Annotated in this window: 14 protein-coding genes and 1 pseudogene; 4 read left to right on the top strand and 11 right to left on the bottom strand. The window is 72.7% G+C overall.

Annotated elements, in window-relative coordinates; translation table 11 throughout:
* A pseudogene (locus tag ACFVJX_RS34865) lies at window positions 1-364 on the top strand (hypothetical protein); the annotation flags it as partial.
* 205 nt (window positions 365-569) lie between these two features.
* Here ACFVJX_RS34865 and ACFVJX_RS34860 read toward each other — a convergent pair.
* On the bottom strand, window positions 570-1,442 hold the full coding sequence (locus tag ACFVJX_RS34860; protein ID WP_384136488.1) for a sulfurtransferase: 873 nt from the start codon (window positions 1,440-1,442) through the stop codon (window positions 570-572).
* 192 nt (window positions 1,443-1,634) lie between these two features.
* Between ACFVJX_RS34860 and ACFVJX_RS34855 the strand changes: the two genes are divergently transcribed.
* Window positions 1,635-3,260 carry a PucR family transcriptional regulator gene (locus ACFVJX_RS34855; RefSeq protein WP_384136486.1) on the top strand — a complete coding sequence of 542 codons (1,626 nt, stop codon included), beginning with the start codon at window positions 1,635-1,637 and terminating at the stop codon, window positions 3,258-3,260.
* Between the two features lie 25 nt (window positions 3,261-3,285).
* On the opposite strand, the gene ACFVJX_RS34850 is transcribed toward ACFVJX_RS34855, so the two are convergent.
* The 5 genes from ACFVJX_RS34850 to ACFVJX_RS34830 form a co-directional block, all read right to left on the bottom strand.
* A complete protein-coding gene (locus tag ACFVJX_RS34850) occupies window positions 3,286-4,383 on the bottom strand; it encodes a glycosyltransferase family 4 protein (RefSeq protein ID WP_384136484.1) in 1,098 nt (365 codons plus the stop codon).
* A 366-nt stretch (window positions 4,384-4,749) separates the two neighbouring features.
* On the bottom strand, window positions 4,750-6,495 hold the full coding sequence (gene recN, locus ACFVJX_RS34845) for a DNA repair protein RecN (RefSeq protein WP_384136482.1): 1,746 nt from the start codon (window positions 6,493-6,495) through the stop codon (window positions 4,750-4,752).
* A gap of 95 nt (window positions 6,496-6,590) precedes the next feature.
* Window positions 6,591-7,496 carry an NAD kinase gene (locus ACFVJX_RS34840; RefSeq protein ID WP_384136480.1) on the bottom strand — a complete coding sequence of 302 codons (906 nt, stop codon included), beginning with the start codon at window positions 7,494-7,496 and terminating at the stop codon, window positions 6,591-6,593.
* Entirely contained in the window at window positions 7,493-8,308 is an 816-nt protein-coding gene (locus ACFVJX_RS34835; RefSeq protein WP_384136478.1) for a TlyA family RNA methyltransferase, read from the bottom strand. Before ACFVJX_RS34835 ends, ACFVJX_RS34840 begins: the two co-directional genes overlap by 4 nt.
* A gap of 7 nt (window positions 8,309-8,315) precedes the next feature.
* Window positions 8,316-8,651: a hypothetical protein gene (locus ACFVJX_RS34830; RefSeq protein ID WP_384136476.1), complete on the bottom strand. Its 336-nt coding sequence runs from the start codon at window positions 8,649-8,651 to the stop codon at window positions 8,316-8,318.
* A gap of 43 nt (window positions 8,652-8,694) precedes the next feature.
* Between ACFVJX_RS34830 and ACFVJX_RS34825 the strand changes: the two genes are divergently transcribed.
* Window positions 8,695-9,042 carry an SCP2 sterol-binding domain-containing protein gene (locus ACFVJX_RS34825; protein ID WP_384136474.1) on the top strand — a complete coding sequence of 116 codons (348 nt, stop codon included), beginning with the start codon at window positions 8,695-8,697 and terminating at the stop codon, window positions 9,040-9,042.
* Window positions 9,043-9,231: 189 nt separating this feature from the next.
* On the opposite strand, the gene ACFVJX_RS34820 is transcribed toward ACFVJX_RS34825, so the two are convergent.
* The 4 genes from ACFVJX_RS34820 to ACFVJX_RS34805 form a co-directional block, all read right to left on the bottom strand.
* Window positions 9,232-10,038, bottom strand: coding sequence for an ABC transporter ATP-binding protein (locus ACFVJX_RS34820; protein ID WP_384136472.1), 807 nt, complete (start codon window positions 10,036-10,038; stop codon window positions 9,232-9,234).
* A 98-nt stretch (window positions 10,039-10,136) separates the two neighbouring features.
* Entirely contained in the window at window positions 10,137-11,222 is a 1,086-nt protein-coding gene (locus tag ACFVJX_RS34815) for a FecCD family ABC transporter permease (protein ID WP_384136470.1), read from the bottom strand.
* Window positions 11,219-12,178, bottom strand: a complete 960-nt coding sequence (locus tag ACFVJX_RS34810) for a FecCD family ABC transporter permease (protein WP_384136492.1) — start codon at window positions 12,176-12,178, stop codon at window positions 11,219-11,221. The genes ACFVJX_RS34815 and ACFVJX_RS34810 overlap by 4 nt, the downstream gene beginning before the upstream one ends.
* Before the next feature lie 228 nt (window positions 12,179-12,406).
* On the bottom strand, window positions 12,407-13,435 hold the full coding sequence (locus tag ACFVJX_RS34805) for an HAD-IIA family hydrolase (protein WP_384136468.1): 1,029 nt from the start codon (window positions 13,433-13,435) through the stop codon (window positions 12,407-12,409).
* 72 nt (window positions 13,436-13,507) lie between these two features.
* Between ACFVJX_RS34805 and ACFVJX_RS34800 the strand changes: the two genes are divergently transcribed.
* Entirely contained in the window at window positions 13,508-14,785 is a 1,278-nt protein-coding gene (locus ACFVJX_RS34800) for a DUF1015 domain-containing protein (protein WP_384136466.1), read from the top strand.
* 54 nt (window positions 14,786-14,839) lie between these two features.
* Here ACFVJX_RS34800 and ACFVJX_RS34795 read toward each other — a convergent pair whose 3' ends face one another.
* Window positions 14,840-15,637, bottom strand: a complete 798-nt coding sequence (locus tag ACFVJX_RS34795; protein ID WP_384136490.1) for a tetratricopeptide repeat protein — start codon at window positions 15,635-15,637, stop codon at window positions 14,840-14,842.
* Window positions 15,638-16,187: the final 550 nt, after the last annotated feature.

The following is a 16,187-nucleotide window of genomic DNA, read 5'->3' as shown; positions in this document are numbered from 1 at the left end:
TCCTCCACACCTACAACCACCACCGCTGCCACACCGCACTCAACGGACACCCGCCCATCCACCGCGTGAACAACGCTGCGGGTCAATACACCTAGTCCACACCAACCGTCGCCTCAATGGGGCCTGGACCCAGCGCTACGAACACGGCGTTCCCGTCAGTGACCTTGAACCCGTCGAGGTCGATGGCACGACCGGGACGCTGGCCCATTTCAAGCCGGACGAGTCTCTGGGTTCGGTGCCCCTGCCGGAGGATGGCGATCTTTCGCGCCTGGCCACAGCCTGGCCCCATCTGGAGGTTCAGTTCAATGACCAGCGGCTGCGGCGTCACGGGCTGAGGTCCGCCGACTGGAGTTGCCATCAGTGAACGGCCGTTGGCTCTTCCGTTCGCTGAGGAAAATGACACGAAAGCGGGACTGTGTCACTGACACGACCGCGGAATCCGGCCTGAAAGTGCAGGTCACTACAGCTCCAGAGGACACGGCTCGCCGGAACCTACAGGGCTCCGCCGCGACCGCGGCGGGCCCCGGTGTGGACGCCGGTGTCCGGCGTCCACCCCGTCCGGCCGGGCGTCAGGCGCTCGCCGGTCCCCTCACCACGGGTCGCCGTCCCGAGGCAAGCCCCCATTCGCTCCAGGACCCGTCGTACACCGCCAGCTCGCGGTACCCGGCCAGCTCCGCCCCCAGCGTCAGGACGCAGGCGGTGACACCCGATCCGCAGCTGAAGTACAGCCGCTCCCGGTCACCCGTCAGGGCGGCGAACGCGGTGCGCAGTCCGGCGGCCGGGAGCATCCGGCCGTCGCGCTGGATCTCGCCGAACGGCAGACTTACCGCACCCGGCATATGGCCGCCCCGCAGCCCGGCGCGCGGTTCGGGGGCCGAACCGAGAAACCGTTCCCGCGTCCTGGCGTCGAGGACCACGCACGCCGGGTCGGCCAGCGCACCGGCCACCTCGTCGGCGCCGACGATCAGCCCCGGGCGCGGTACGGCCGTGAAGTCGCCGCGCTCCGGAGCGGCCTCGGGCACGCCGCTCTCCAGCGGCAGTCCGGCACCGGCCCAGCCGGGCAGGCCACCGTCGAGCACGGCCACCCGGTCGAAGCCCATCGCACGGAGCATCCACCAGGCACGGGCGCTGGAGTAGACGCCCACCGCGTCGTAGACGACGACGGTGTCACCGGTGCGCAGGCCGAGGGAGCGGAGCTCCTCGGTGAACCGGTCGGCGTCCGGCATCGTGTGGGGCAGCGGGACCGTGTGGTCGCTGAGCGCCCCGTCGATGTCGAAGGGCCGCGCCCCCGGTATCCGGTGCCCGGAGTCCCGGTGCGCCCCGACGGAGGCGTCCAGCACCAGCAGGCCCGGCGCGCCCAGTCGCCCGGCGAGCCAGTCGGTGCCGACCAGCGGGCCGGGCAGCCGTAGGTTCTCGTCCACTGTTCCCCCACTCCCGGGCATGGGCAGAAGTGCCCCGCCGCACAGGATTTTCAAGATCGCAGCGGCGCCGGGCACCGTCAACAGCGGTCCGCCGGGCCGGTCGGGCCGTCTCCGCACCGCGCCGCCCCGACGACGCCCGCGACGCTGCGGGCCGGTACCTTCCTGATCAGGGCGACCGCCCTGTCCGACGAGCGAAGCGCGAGGCCGGAGCCAGTGGAGACGCAAGGCGGCATCACCGTGCAGCGGGCCCTCGACCTGCCGGGGCTGCGCAGCGGGCTCCCGGAAGTGGTGTCCGGCGCCGACCGGCTCAGCCGTACGGTGCGCTGGGTGCACGCGGGTGAGGTCCCCAACATCGCCTCGCTGCTGAAGGGCGGCGAGCTGCTCCTCACCACGGGTCTCGGGCTCGGCACCCGCCCCGCCGAGCAGCGCGCCTTCGTCCGCAGGCTCGCCGACCGCGGTATCGCCGCGCTGGTGGTGGAGCTCGGTCCCCGGTTCAGCAGGCTGCCCGCCTCGATCGTGGACGCCGCGCGTGCCGCCGGGCTGCCGTTGGTCCAGCTGCACCGCGAGGTGCCGTTCGTGACGGTGACCGAGGAGATCCACACCGAGATCGTCAACGGCCACTACGCCCTCCTCCAGCAGGCCGAGGAGGTCCACCGGCGCTGCACGCAAGCGCTGCTCGGCGGTGGCGGGGTGCCCCAGGTGCTGGGCATCCTGGCGGACTTCACGGCCAATCCGGTGTTCCTGGAGACTGCCGACGGCCAACTGCTCTACGCGGCGGGTACCGAGGCCGGTCCGGTCTCCGCCGATCCGCTCCAGGTCTGGGACGGGATGCGCGGCGGCCGGGCGGCCCGCGAGTCGCCGCCCGCCGACGCGGTGCTGGTGGATGTGCCGGGTGGGGGGCCAGGGGCAGGTTCGGTACGGGCCAGGCTGGTGCTGCTGGCCGTGGACGGGCCGCTGGTGACGGTGCACCGGATGGCGGCGGAGCGCGCGGCGGGCATTCTCGCCGTTGTGCTGATGCAGGCCCGTCAGGAGGAGGAGCTCGCGGCGCGCGGACGCGGTGACTTCCTGACGGATCTCGCCGAGGGCCGGATCGCACCCGAGGACGCACCGGCGCAGGCCCGGGTGCTGGGCTTCAGGCCGGGTGAGATGCCGCTGCTGCCCGTGGTGATGCGGCTGGCGCCCGAGCTGTCCCCGTCCGGCAACTGGGCACTGCTGGCACGAGCGGTCCTGGAGGAGCTGTCCTCGGTGGGTGTGCCGGTGCTGCTCGGGGTGCGGCCGGTGGAGGGCAGGGTGCCGCTGCTGCTGGCGCTGCGGACCGGGACGGAGCGCACCGCGGTGGCCGACCGGGTCTCGGCGGCGCTGCGGGCCGGAGTGGAACGGGCCGGTCTGGAGCGGGCGGGCTCCCGCCCCCCGGTCGTCGTGGTCGGCGTGGCCGGCAGTTGGACGACGGCCGGTGCGGGGCTCCGGCACGCGGCGGAGACGGCCACGGCCGCGCAGGGGCTCGACGACCGGCCCTGGTACGACGCCCGGCGCCTCGATATCGATCTGCTGCTGTGGCGGCTGCGGGACCATCCGGATCTGGCGGCGTTCGTCGAGCGCGCGATCGGCCCGCTGCGCGATCACGACCGCACCTCGCGCCCTCCGCTGCTGCCGACGCTGGAGACGTATCTGGCGCACGCGGGCCGTAAGGCGGAGACGGCGCGAGAGCTGCATCTGAACCGTCAGACGCTGTACAACCGGCTGGCCCGTATCGGTGAACTCCTCGGCACCGATCTCGACGACCCGCAGGCGGTACTGGCCCTGAGCCTTGCGCTGCGCGCCCGCCGGCACGCCACGTAGCGGCGGCCCGGGGCTGCCCGGCGGATCAGCGGTTCCACGCAACCGCCAGCGGCTGGGCCAACTCGTCGTACACGCTCAGCACTTGCGCGATCGTGTCGTCCTCGGTCGGCCAGCCCGCCGCCTGCACGAGTCCCGCGGCGGCCAGCCGGTCCCGTTCCACCGGATCGCCGAGCAGCCGGGACACCGTGCGGGCGAGCGCCTCCGCGTTGGCGTACGGCACGAGTTCCGCCGCGTCACCCACCAGTTCGGGCACCCCGCCGACCGCGGTGGCCACGAGCGGCACGCCGATCCGCAGCGCGTCCTGGGCCACCAGCGAGCGCGACTCCCAGCGGCTGGGCAGAACGGCCAGGTCGGCGGCGGCCAACAGCTCGGTGACGTCGTCGCGGCTGCCGACCAGCGAGACGGGCAGGTCCTCGGCCTTGATCCGACGCTGCAGAGCCTGCCGTTCGCGCCCCTCCCCAGCGATGACCACCAGGGGTACGGGGTCGAGCCGGCGCCAGGCGCGCGCCGCGTCGAGCAGCGTGCCGAACCCGTGATGGGGTACGAGGCTGCCCACGGCCATGATCAACGGCCGCTCGACCGCTCCGAGTTCGGCCCGCACCTTGCCGTCGGACAGTGTGGCGGGTACGCGAGGTGCTGGAGTGGCGACAGGCGCGAGCCTGGCGTCGCGCGCCCCCCTCAGCCGCGCCCGGTCGACCAGATCCGACGAGGTGCCGAGCACAACAGCCGCCGCCCGGGCGGCCCTTCGCTCCAGCAGGTGCAGCAGCCGGCGGCGCGCGCCCTCGGCATGCGCCCTGGTGTGCCAGGTGACGACCAGCGGGACGCGCCGGCCGCCGAGCGCCATCGCGGCCCGGACGGCGGCGTGCAGCCCGTGCGCGTGGACGACGTCGGCGCCCGCGCAGGCAACGCGCAGCGCGGCGACGGCGGCGGGATCAGTGCGCCTGGGTACGGGCGCGAAGCGGGCCCCCGTCGCGGAGAACTCGTAGGTGCGGTCCAGTCCGGCCGGGGCGCAGACGGTGACCTGCACGCCTCTCGCGACCAGTCCGGCGGCCAGCGAGCCGACATGGGCGCTGCTTCCCGCACTGCCTCCGCCCAGCACTTGGACCGTACGCAGCTGTGACACGTTGAATGGCTCCCGGGGCTCCCGAGTCGGCGGTGTGTGCACCGCCAAGGATGCCAGTCCGTACGCACGTTCCGGCACGGGCGGACCGTAACTCCGGTGCGCACCGCGACAAACCGGGCGTGGCGCACCACTCGCACGGGTGAAAATGTGTGCGGTATCTCGACGCCCGTACCCGGGACCTGTCCGCGGAGGAGAGCTCCGACGGGCCGGGAGGCGCACGCCCGGCCCGTGCGCCGGTGGCTCCAGGGCGTGTTCTGAAGGTCCCGCCCGCCCCGCCGCCGGGCGGACGGCGCTGCCTTCGGAACACGTCCTGGGGGCTGTCCCGCACCTGCCGGGGATGACGGGACAGCCCTGAAGGGACAGCCCTCAGCCGTCCGCGCGTGCCGTGGCGAGCAGTTCCTCCGCATGGGCGCGGGCCGTCTCGGAGTCCTCCTGGCCCGCGAGCATCCGGGACAGCTCGCGTACCCGCTCCTCGCCCTCCAGGACGGTGACGCCGCTCCTGGTCACCGAGCCGTCCACGGTCTTCTCGACCAGCAGCTGGCGGTCGGCGAACGCGGCCACCTGGGGCAGGTGGGTGACGACGACGACCTGGGCGGACCTGGCCAGCTTCGCCAGCCGCCGGCCCACCTCGACGGCGGCCTTGCCTCCGACGCCCGCGTCGACCTCGTCGAAGAGGTAGGTGGGTACGGGGTCGGAGCCGGCGAAGACCACCTCGACGGCGAGCATCACCCGGGACAGCTCACCGCCCGAGGCGCCCTTGGCGATCGGGCGGGGCTGGGCGCCGGGGTGCGGGGCCAGCAGCAGTTCCACCTCGTCGGCCCCGGACGGCCCGTAGGCCACGCTGCGTCCGCCGATGTCGATGCCGGAGGCCTCGTCGGCCGCCTCGGTCTGCCGGATGTCGAAGGAGACTCGGGCGTGCGGCATGGCGAGGGAGGCCAGTTCCGCGGTGACCGCGTCGGCGAAGAGCGCGGCCGCCGCCGTACGGGCGTCGGTGAGCGCCTGGCCGAGTCCGGAGAGTTCGGCGCGCAGCGCGTCCCGTTCGGCGGTGAGCTCACCGATCCGGTCGTCGTCGCCCTCCAGCTCGGTGAGACGCGCGGCGCCGTCCTCGGCCCAGGCCTGCACGGCGGCGAGGTCCTCGCCGTACTTGCGGGTGAGGGCGGTGAGCGCGGCGCGGCGCTCCTCGACCGCGGCGAGCCGCAGCGGGTCGGAGTCCAGCTGGTCGGCGTAGCCCGCGAGTTCGCCCGCGACGTCGGAGAGCAGGATGGAGATCTCACCGACCCGGTCCGCGAGTGCGGCCAGCGCCGGGTCGTGGGACCGCACCCCTTCCAGCGCCTGTCCGGCCGCGGCCACGATCGTGGTCGCGTCGACCGCCTCCTGGTCCTCGGGGTTGCCGGCCAGCGCGGTGTGCGCGAGGGCGGCGGCCGAGGCGAGGGCGTCCGCGTGGCCGAGGCGCTGGGCCTCGGCGGCGAGCTCGGTGTCCTCACCGGGCAGCGGTTCGACCGCGGCGATCTCGTTGAGCCCGAAGCGCAGCAGGTCGGCTTCCTGGGCGCGTTCGCGGGCCCGGGTCGTCAGTTCGTCGAGTTCCGTCACGACGTCGCGCAGCCGGCGGTAGGCCGTGGCGTACTCGGTGTGCGGCGCGGTGACGCCGTCGCCCGCGTACCGGTCCAGGGCCTGCCGCTGCCGGGCGGGCTTGAGCAGCCCCTGCTGGTCGGTCTGGCCGTGCACGGCGACGAGTTCGTCGGCGAGTTCGGCCAGCACGCCCACCGGCACGGATCTGCCGCCCAGATGCGCGCGGGAGCGCCCCTCCGCGGAAACGGTACGGCTGATCAGCAGCGCACCGTCCTCGATCTCCGCACCGGCCTCCTCGGCCCGCAGCGCCGCCGCGTCGCCGTCGGACACCGTGATCCGGCCCTCGACGACCGCGGCTTTCGCACCGATCCGCACCAGGGCGGGATCCGCACGTCCGCCGAGCAGCAGCCCCAGGCTGGTGACGACCATGGTCTTGCCCGCGCCGGTCTCACCGGTCACCGCGGTGAAACCGGGTGACAGCTCCACCACCGCGTCGTCGATGACTCCGAGCGACCGTATCCGCATCTCCTCCAACACGGACATGACCATACGAGGTTTCGGGGCCCGCGCGCACACGGGCCGCTGCCGGGACGCCGGATCGGGTGGCCCGGCGGACTTCCCGGCCACCCGGACCCGGGTCAGTGCGGTGCGCCCCGCCACCCCGACACCGGCAGGGCGAACTTGGCCACCAGCCGGTCGGTGAAGGAGGCCTGGTGCAGCCGGGCCAGCCGTACCGGCACGGCACCCCGCCGCACCTCGACACGGGCGCCGGCGGGCAGTTCCACCGTCCTGCGGCCGTCGCACCACAGCACCCCGTGCGGGGTGTGCGGCTGGACCTCGACGGCCAGCACCGACGTGGGCGAGGTCACCAAGGGCTTGGCGAACAGTGCGTGGGCGCTGATCGGGACCATCAGGAGCGCCTCGACCTCGGGCCAGACGACGGGGCCGCCGGCCGAGAAGGCGTACGCGGTCGAGCCGGTGGGCGTCGCGCACACGATGCCGTCGCAGCCGAACCCGGTCACAGGCCGGCCGTCGATCTCCAGCACGACCTCCAGCATCCGCTCGGGCGACACCTTCTGCACGGCCGCCTCGTTGAGCGCCCAGTCGGTGTGGACGACCTCCCCGTTGCTGTGCACGAGGACGTCGAGCGTCATGCGTTCCTCGACGGTGTACGCCCGGGTGACGACCCGGTCGACGACCTTGTCCAGGTCGTCGCGCTCCGCCTCGGCGAGGAAGCCGACCCGGCCGAGGTTGACGCCGAGCATCGGCACCCCGGAGGCGCGCGAGAGCTCGGCGCCGCGCAGCAGCGTCCCGTCCCCGCCGAGCACGATCAGCAGTTCGCACCCGTTCACCGCCTCGGGGGTGGCATCCGTGACCGTCTCGACGGACGGTGGCAGCGGCAGGTCGGCCGCCTCGGTCGCCAGCACCCGTACGCCCAGACCGCTGCGGAGCAGCCCCTGGACCACCAGTTCGGCGCTGCGGATCGCGGCCGGCCGGCCGGTGTGCGCCAAAAGAAAGACTGTTCGTGCCGCATTCGTCGTCAACGAGGCCCCTCCGCCACTGCACGGTCGACATCTGCGGGATCCAGCTCAGGTGCGCCGGCCCGCAGCCACAGAAAGTACTCGACATTCCCCGAGGGCCCCGGCAACGGGCTGGCCGTCACGCCCCGGACCCCCAGACCCAGCGCCCAGGCCCGGCGCGCCACCTCCCGTACGGCTTCGGCCCGCAGCTCGGGGCTGCGCACCACCCCGCCGCTGCCGAGGCGCTCCTTGCCCACCTCGAACTGGGGTTTGACCATGAGGACCAGGTCCGCGCCGGGTGCGGCGCAGCGCGCCAGGGCGGGCAGTACGAGCCCCAGCGGGATGAACGACAGATCGCCCACCACCAGGTCGACCAGCCGCCCGTCGATCGCCTCGGGTGTCAGTTCCCGCACATTGGTGCGGTCCTTGACGGTGACGCGTTCATCGGACTGGAGCGACCAGGCGAGCTGCCCGTAGCCGACGTCCACGGCGAGGACGCGTGCCGCTCCGGCCCGCAGCAGCACATCGGTGAACCCGCCGGTAGACGCCCCGGCGTCCAGCGCGAGGCGCCCCTGCACGGTCAGTCCCAGGGGCACGAAGGCGGCGAGGGCTCCGGCCAGTTTGTGGCCGCCGCGCGAGACGTACTCGGGGTCGCTGTCGTCCTTGGTGACGACTACCGCGGCGCTCGTCTCGACCTGGGTGGCCGGTTTGGTCGCGGTGTTGCCTCCGATGGTCACCCGGCCCGCTGCGATCAGCTGGCTGGCGTGCTCGCGTGAGCGGGCGAGCTTACGGCGTACCAGCTCGGAGTCGAGGCGGCGACGGGCCACTCCTGCCACGTTCGGTTCAGCTCCTGTTGTTGTACGAGTTGTTGTACGAGGGGGCCTGCGGGCGTACCGCTGCGGGTCCGGCGTCCAACGCGGTCAGCGCGTCACGCAGGCCACGGTGTACATCCTCGTACACCTCGATGTGTCCGTCCGCCGGGAGGTGGTCGGCATCGGCCAGACGCTCCAGTCGGGCGTCCACCTCCGCGTTGCCCGTGGCCGTGCGGACGACGCCGAGGGGCTCGGGGACGGCGGGTTCGTGCGCGGCCGCCCGGGGCGGCTCCTGCGGCGCGTCCTGCGGGATCTCCCCGGGCGCGGTTCCGGCGGCCGTCCCCGGCCCCGGCATCGAGTCGCTCATGCGGGAAACGCTACCCCGAAGGGCTGGGGTACCGTCGATCACAATGGCGACCATGGCGGAGTGCCGCAGCGCACTCGACAGACTTTCGGACAACCTCGCGGGGGCGGACGGGGACGTGCGCAGCGCTGCTGCCCTCGACCGTTCGCTGAGCTGTCACATCAAGGACCTCGACATCACGTTCACCGGCAGGCTGGCCGGCGGCCGGATCCAGGTCCTGGACACGGTCGAGGGGCCGCCGCCGGAGAAGGCGGAGATCAGGCTGGCGATGACCGGGGACGACCTGGTGGCCATGGTGAACGGCGAACTGAACTTCGCCAAGGCCTGGGGCTCGGGCCGAGTCCGCCTGGAAGCCGGCTTCCGCGATCTCCTGAAGCTCAGGTCCCTGCTGTAGCCAGGCTGTGGCCGGGTCAGGCCCGATCGTGCCTCGATCGGAACCGCACGCGGCACGATCGGGCCCGTCCGGCGATTGAGGACAAGGCGTGACCGCCGGTCGCGCCCACCACCCGCACATCCCCCGCACACCGACGGCCACGGCCGATGCTCCGGTCCCTTACGCCGGCTTGCACCGACTTACGCCGACTTACGCCGACGCGACCCGCGCCCCACGCACCCGCGCGGCCGGCACCACGAGCGGCGTCCCCGTCTCCGGATCGGGGATCACCTGGCACCGGAGCCCGAACACCCGCTCCACCAGCTCCGCGGTGACGATCTCCCCGGGCGGCCCCTCCGCGACGATCTCGCCCTCACGCATCGCGATGAGATGCGTGGCGTACCGCGCTGCGTGATTCAGGTCGTGCAGGACCGCCACCAGCGTGCGCCCCTGTGTCTCGTGCAGTTCGGCACACAGGTCGAGCACATCGATCTGGTGCTGGATGTCCAGGTACGTCGTCGGCTCGTCCAGCAGCAGCAGCGGCGTCTGCTGCGCGAGCGCCATCGCGATCCAGACCCGCTGACGCTGCCCGCCGGACAATTCGTCGACATAACGATCGCCGAGCTCACCGACGCCGGTCGCCGCCATCGATTCCTCGACAATGCGTTCGTCCTCGGGTGACCACTGCCGCAACAGCCCCTGGTGCGGATAGCGCCCCCGGGCCACCAGATCCGCCACGGTGATGCCGTCCGGCGCGATCGAGGACTGGGGCAGCAGCCCGAGCGTCCTGGCGACCTTCTTCGCGGGCATCGAGTGGATCGCCTGCCCGTCCAGCAGCACCCGGCCCCGGCTCGGCTTGAGCATCCGGGAGAGCGCCCGCAGCAATGTCGACTTGCCGCAGGCGTTGGGGCCGACGATGACGGTGAAGGAGTGGTCCGGTATCTCGACCGAGAGGTTCTCCGCGATGATCCGCTGGTCGTAGCCGAGGGTCACCGAGTCCGCGGTGAGGCGCTGCATGGTCGTACTCCGTGGGTCGGTCGGGGTGCTGGAGGGATGCGCGGAACGCGGGCTGCCGGGCGGGGCGGGTGCGGACTCCGGGTGTCCGGTGCCGGCCGTCATATGCGGCCCGCCTTGCGCTCGGACACCAGTAGCCACAGCAGGTAGCAGCCGCCGAGCACGCCGGTCACCACGCCGACGGGCAGCTGCCGGTCGCCGAAGGCGTCGAGCGCGACCCAGTCGGCGACGAGCAGGAGGGCCGCGCCCATGAAGGTCGCGGCCACCAGGTTGGGTCCGGTCGAGCGGGTCAGCCGACGGGCCAGCTGCGGCGCGCTCAGCGAGACGAACGCGATCGGACCGGCGGCGGCCGTGGCGACGGCGACGAGCAGGACGGCGGAGCCCATCAGGACGAGCCGGGTGCGTTCGACCCGCACGCCGAGCGCGTACGCGGCATCGTCGCCCATCTCCATCACCCGCAGGGCCGGTCCGTGCCCGAACACGAGCGGCAGTAGGACGGCGCACACGGCGAGCAGCGGCCAGACCTGGGCCCAGTCCCGTCCGTCGAGCGAACCGGTCATCCAGACGACGGCCCTGGTGGCGTCCACGAGGTCGGCCTTGGTGATCAGGTACTGGGTCACGGCGGTCAGGATGGCGGCGGCGCCGATCCCGACCAGCACGAGCCGGAATCCGTGCACTCCGCGTTTCCACGCCAGCAGGTAGACCGCCACACCGGTCAGCAGCCCCCCGGTCACCGCGCCGCCCGCGACGGCCGTCGCACCGCCCTGGAACAGGACGATCACGGTCAGCGCCCCCACCGTCGCACCCTGGCCGAAGCCCAGCACGTCGGGGCTGCCGAGCGGGTTGCGCGAGATGGTCTGGAAGACGGCACCGCCCGCGCCGAGCGCCGCCCCCACCAGCAGCCCGACCAGTACCCGCGGCAGCCGCAGGTCCGTGACGATGAACTCCTGCTGGAAGGTGCCGTGCCCGAAGAGCGTGGTGACGACCTCGCCAGGGGTCATGGAGAAGTCGCCGCTGCCGATCAGGACGACGCCGGCCGCCGCCACCACGGCGGCGAGCAGCACGATGACCAGGGCCGCCCGGACGTTCATCCGGAACGAGTACCCACCGGCCGTCCGCACGGCCTTCACCGACCGGGCGGTCCCTGACGGCCCCACCGGCCCCTTCGTCTCCTTCGTGGCCTTCACAGCTGGGACATCCTCTTGCGTCGGACGAGGTGGATGAAGACGGGCCCGCCGATCAGGGCGGTCACGATGCCGACCTGGAGTTCGGAGGGACGGGCGACGACCCGGCCCAGCACGTCGGCGCCGAGCAGCAGCGCCGGGGAGAGCACGGCCGCGTACGGCAGGATCCACCGCATGTCGGGACCGGTGATCGCGCGCACCAGGTGCGGGATCATCAGCCCGATGAAGACGATCGGCCCGCATGCGGCGGTCGCGGCCCCGCACAGCAGGGTGACGGCGAGCATGGCGAGGACCCGGGTCCTGGTCAGATGGGCGCCCAGCGCCCGTGCCGTGTCGTCGCCCATCTCCAGCGCGTTGAGCGGGCGGGCGATGAGCAGGGTCAGGACGACGCCGATCGCGATGAACGGCCACACCTTGCCGACCGTCTCGGTGTTCGCGGAGGCCAGTGATCCGACGGTCCAGAACCGCAGCCGGTCCAGCGCCGCCGAATCCAGCAGCTGTACGGCGTTGACGTACCCGTAGAGCGCCGCGGTCACCGCGGTCCCGGCGAGCGCGAGCCGTACGGGGGTCGCGGACCGGCTGCCGCCGAGGAGGTACACGGCCACGGACACGATCGCGGCGCCGGCGAAGGCGAACCACACGTACCCGGTCAGCGAGGTGACCCCGAAGAAGCTGATGGCGGAGACGACCGCGGCCGACGCTCCCGCGTTGACCCCCAGCAGTCCGGGCTCGGCCAGCGGGTTACGGGTCAGCGCCTGCATCACCGCCCCGGCGAGGCCGAGCGCACTGCCCACGAGCAGCCCGAGAACGGTCCGGGGAACGCGGACCTTCCGTACGAGGACGTCGTCGCTGCTGCCGGCGTAGTGGAACAGGCCGTGCCAGACATCGGCGAGCGGCAGCGCCTTGGCACCGATCCCGATGCTCGCCAGGCACACCAGCACCAGCACGGCCAGGGCCACCAGAAGGCCCCCGGCTCGTACCGCATGGCGTCTGGACGGCACGGCCTTGTCCGGGGCGGCTATCGGGCCTGCACTCGGTTCCGGGGGACTCTCAACGAACACCTGGTTAGGCTAGCCTACCCTCCGGTCGCCTCGATCCGGCCCGGGTCCTCGGGGCTCCGGGGGCCGGTGCTGTTCCGGAGTCCCGGCGCCGCCCCGGGCGCCGTCGTCCATGACCGGGCAGTACGGCTACAGCCCCAGCCTGGCCACGGCCTTCTCCGAGTCCAGCCCGCACGTGCCCGTTCCGGCGTTCGACCATGCCGCCGCGCACAGCGCCCGCAGACCGTCGAGTGCCTCCCCGCCACCTTCCAGGACGAGCTCCTCGCCCCGGGCGAGTGCCGTCCAGCCACCGCAGCCGAAGCCCTCGCCCTCCTGGGTCACCTCGGGCTGCCCCGTCAGCAGTCCACGCAGGTCGGCGTCCACGTACGTCGGCCGGTGTTCCGGCGCTGCGGCCAGCAGCTGGGCCGCGTCCGTCACCCCGGTCAACACCAGCAGCGAGTCCACACCGCCGTTGAACGCGCCCTCGATGTCCGTGTCGAGCCGGTCCCCGACCACCAACGGCCGCTGCGCACCGGTCCGCAGCACCGTCTCCCGGTGCATGGGAGGCAGCGGCTTCCCGGCCACCTGCGGTTCGGCACCGGTCGCGATCCGTACGACCTCGACGGCGGCCCCGTTGCCCGGCGCGATTCCCCGGGCGCTCGGAATGGTCAGATCCGTGTTGGACGCGAACCACGGCAGGCCGCTGTTGACCGCGTAGGCCGCCTCGGCGAACCGCCCCCACGCCATGTCGGGCCCGCCGTATCCCTGCGCCACCGCGACCGGTTCGTCGTCCGCCGACTCCACCGGCCTCAGGCCGCGTTCACGCAGCGCCACCCGCAACCCCTCGCCGCCGACCACCAGCACCCGGGCCCCGGCGGGCAGCTGATCGGCGATCAGCCGGGCCACGGCCTGTGCCGACGTGATCACGTCGGCCGGCTCGGCCGGTACCCCGAGCTCGGTCAGGTGCTCCGCCACCGCGGCCGGTGTCCGCAGCGCGTTGTTGGTCACATACGCCAGGTGCATCCCGCCGTCCCGCGCCGTGCCGAGCGCCTCGACCGCGTGGTCGATCGCCTGCCCGCCCGCGTACACCACTCCGTCGAGGTCGAGCAGCGCCGTGTCGTACGCCTCGTTCAACGCGGTACTGCTCCCGCTCGGCCTGGTCCTGCTCGACTGACTCATATGCTGCGCTCCTCGTTGCCTGCGTCTCCCCCCGATCATCGCGCATCGCCGAACCGCACATACGATGCAGAAATGAACACACGAGGCCACGCGGACCAGGGACTGCACCTGATTCCGTTCCGTGGACTGCGCTACGTCCCCGAGTTGGTGGGCAGCCTCGCCGCGGTGACCTCGCCCCCGTACGACGTCGTCGTACGGCCCGACGGGCTGCTCCATCTGGAATCGGCGGATCCGCACAACATCGTGCGCTTGATCCTGCCGCAGGCCGACACCGCGTCCGCCCGCCACGAACAGGCCGCCGCGACACTCGACCGATGGCTCGCGGAGGGGATCCTCGCCCCCGATCCCGAGCCCGCGCTCTACGTGTACGAGCAGCGGGACGGCGAGATCCTCCAGCGCGGCATCATCGGTGCGCTGGCACTCTCCGGCCCCGCCGAGGGTGTCGTGCTCCCCCACGAGGACGTGATGGCCGATGTCGTCGAGGACCGCGCCGATCTGATGCGGACCACCGAGGCCCATCTCGAACCCCTGCTGCTGACCTACCGCAGCGACGGCGACGCCACGGGGGCGGCGGCCGTCATCGAGCGCACGATCCACCGTCCGCCACTGCTCTCCACCACCACCGAGGACGGTTACAGCCATCGGCTCTGGGCGGTCACCGACCCCGCCGAGCGATCGGCGGCACAGGCGGACCTCGCCCGTCACCAGGCCCTGATCGCCGACGGCCACCACCGCTGGGCCACCTATCTGAGGCTCCAGCAGGAGCACACCGCCCCCGGCCCCTGGGACTTCGGCCTGGTCCTCCTGGTCGACACGGCCCGGTACCCGCTCAGGGTCCGGGCCATCCACCGACTGCTGCACGGGCTGCCCGTCACCGACGCACTCACCGCTCTGACGGGCCTGTTCCGGATCCGCGACATCGAAGGGCCGCTCCCCCATGCCCTCGACGCCCTGGCCGGCGCGGCCGCCGACGGCAACGCCTTCCTGCTCGCGGGCGACGGCGGTTTCCACCTGGTCGACCGCCCCGACGAGGCACTGCTGACCCGCACCGTTCCGGCCGACCGCCCGGAGGCCTGGCGCACCCTGGACGCGACGGTCCTGCACTCGGCGCTGCTCGACCACGTCTGGCAGATCCCCGACGCCCCGGCGCACATCGCGTACATCCACGACACCGCCGCCGCCGTCGAACAGGCCGAGCGGCACAACGCCACGGCCGTGCTCATGCACCCGGTGCGCGAAGAAGTCGTACGGGACCTGGCCCGGCAGGGCGTCACCATGCCGCGCAAGTCGACCTCCTTCGGCCCCAAGCCGGCCACGGGCCTGGTCCTGCGCAGCCTCACGCTCGGCTGACCCCGAACACAGAAGAGGGCGGCACCCGAGTGGGTGCCGCCCTCTTCTCATGCGTTACGCGGTGACCGGACCGTCCTCGTCCCGGTCGTCGTCCACGTCGCCGTCCTCGTCGTCCTCGTCGCGCTCATCGTCCTCGTCGCGCTCATCGTCCTCGTCGCGCTCGTCGTCCATGTCGCGCTCGTCGGTGGCGGCAGTAGCGGGGGCGGGTGCCGGAGCGCCGTCCTCGTCATCGTCGCCGAGAGCATCGACGAACTCGACACCGTCAAGCTCGGCAAGACGGTCCGATGCGTCGGTGGAGCCGTCCTTGTCCGCCTCCAGTGCCTTCCCGAACCACTCGCGCGCCTCGTCCTCGCGACCGGCGGCCAGCAGCGCGTCCGCGTACGCGTAGCGCAGTCGCGGCGTCCACGGGTGAACGGCGCTGGAAGCCAGCTCGGAACTCTGGAGCGTCACGATGGCGGCGTCGATCTGCCCCATGTCGCGACGGGCCCCGGCAGCGACCAGGCGCATCTCGACCTGTCCTGCCTTGTCCAGCTTCTGTACCTCGGGCTCACCGGCCATGGCCATGGCCCGCTCGGGCCGGCCCAGTCCGCGTTCGCAGTCGGCCATGACCGGCCACAGCTCCACGGAACCGGTCATCCGACGGGATGCCCGGAACTCCGCCAGCGCCTCTGCGTACTTCTGGGTCGCGTAAGCGGCGAAGCCCGCCGCCTCACGGACTGCGGCGACCCGCGAGGCCAGTCGCAGAGCGATACGCGAGTAGGCGTAAGCCTGCTCGGGGTCCTCGTCGAGCAGCCGGGCGACCATGACCAGGTTCCTGGCCACGTCCTCGGCCAGGGTCTTGGGCAGGCTCATCAGCTCCTGCCGGACGTCCTTGTCGATCTCGTGGCCGGTGACCTCGTCGGGGATGGGCAGCCGCTTGATCGGCTCACGCTCACGCTCGTCCCGACGCTCGTACCCACCACGGTCGTCGCGACCGCGGTAGCCGCCACGGTCGCCGTCATCGCGACGGCCACGGAACCCGCCGGAGGAACCGCCCCGGCTGTCGTCACGCCGCGGCGCACGGTCCCGGTCGCCCCGGCTGTCGTCCCGGCGGAAACCGCCGCCACCGCCGGAAGGCCGGCTGTCGTCCCGCCGGAACCCACCGCCACTGGACGAGCCACCACGGCTGTCGTCCCGCCGGAAGCCACCACCGCTGGACGAGTTGCCACGGCTGTCGTCGCGCCGGAAACCGCCACCACTGGACGAGCCACCACGGTTGTCGTCGCGGCGGAAGCCGCCACCACTGGACGAGTTGCCACGGCTGTCGTCGCGGCGGAAACCGCCACCCGAGCCGCCACGGTCGTCATCGCGACGCGGCCCACGCGGCCGGTCATCACGACGCTCGAACCCACCACCGGAACGC

Origin of the sequence: Streptomyces sp. NPDC127177, assembly GCF_042672475.1 — a bacterium.
GTDB lineage: Bacteria > Actinomycetota > Actinomycetes > Streptomycetales > Streptomycetaceae > Streptomyces.
Note: the sequence above shows the minus strand (reverse complement) of the source record. Positions and strands in the feature narration are given on the sequence as shown.

Excerpts from the sequence above, each read along its gene's own strand:
- ACFVJX_RS34860 (WP_384136488.1), bottom strand. The coding sequence starts at position 1,442 with ATGCCCGGGAGTGGGGGAACAGTGGACGAGAACCTACGGCTGCCCGGC.
- recN (WP_384136482.1), bottom strand. The coding sequence starts at position 6,495 with ATGTCCGTGTTGGAGGAGATGCGGATACGGTCGCTCGGAGTCATCGAC.
- ACFVJX_RS34830 (WP_384136476.1), bottom strand. The coding sequence starts at position 8,651 with ATGAGCGACTCGATGCCGGGGCCGGGGACGGCCGCCGGAACCGCGCCC.
- ACFVJX_RS34825 (WP_384136474.1), top strand. The coding sequence starts at position 8,695 with ATGGCGACCATGGCGGAGTGCCGCAGCGCACTCGACAGACTTTCGGAC.
- ACFVJX_RS34820 (WP_384136472.1), bottom strand. The coding sequence starts at position 10,038 with ATGCAGCGCCTCACCGCGGACTCGGTGACCCTCGGCTACGACCAGCGG.
- ACFVJX_RS34805 (WP_384136468.1), bottom strand. The coding sequence starts at position 13,435 with ATGAGTCAGTCGAGCAGGACCAGGCCGAGCGGGAGCAGTACCGCGTTG.
- ACFVJX_RS34800 (WP_384136466.1), top strand. The coding sequence starts at position 13,508 with ATGAACACACGAGGCCACGCGGACCAGGGACTGCACCTGATTCCGTTC.
- ACFVJX_RS34795 (WP_384136490.1), bottom strand. The coding sequence starts at position 15,637 with ATGAGCCTGCCCAAGACCCTGGCCGAGGACGTGGCCAGGAACCTGGTC.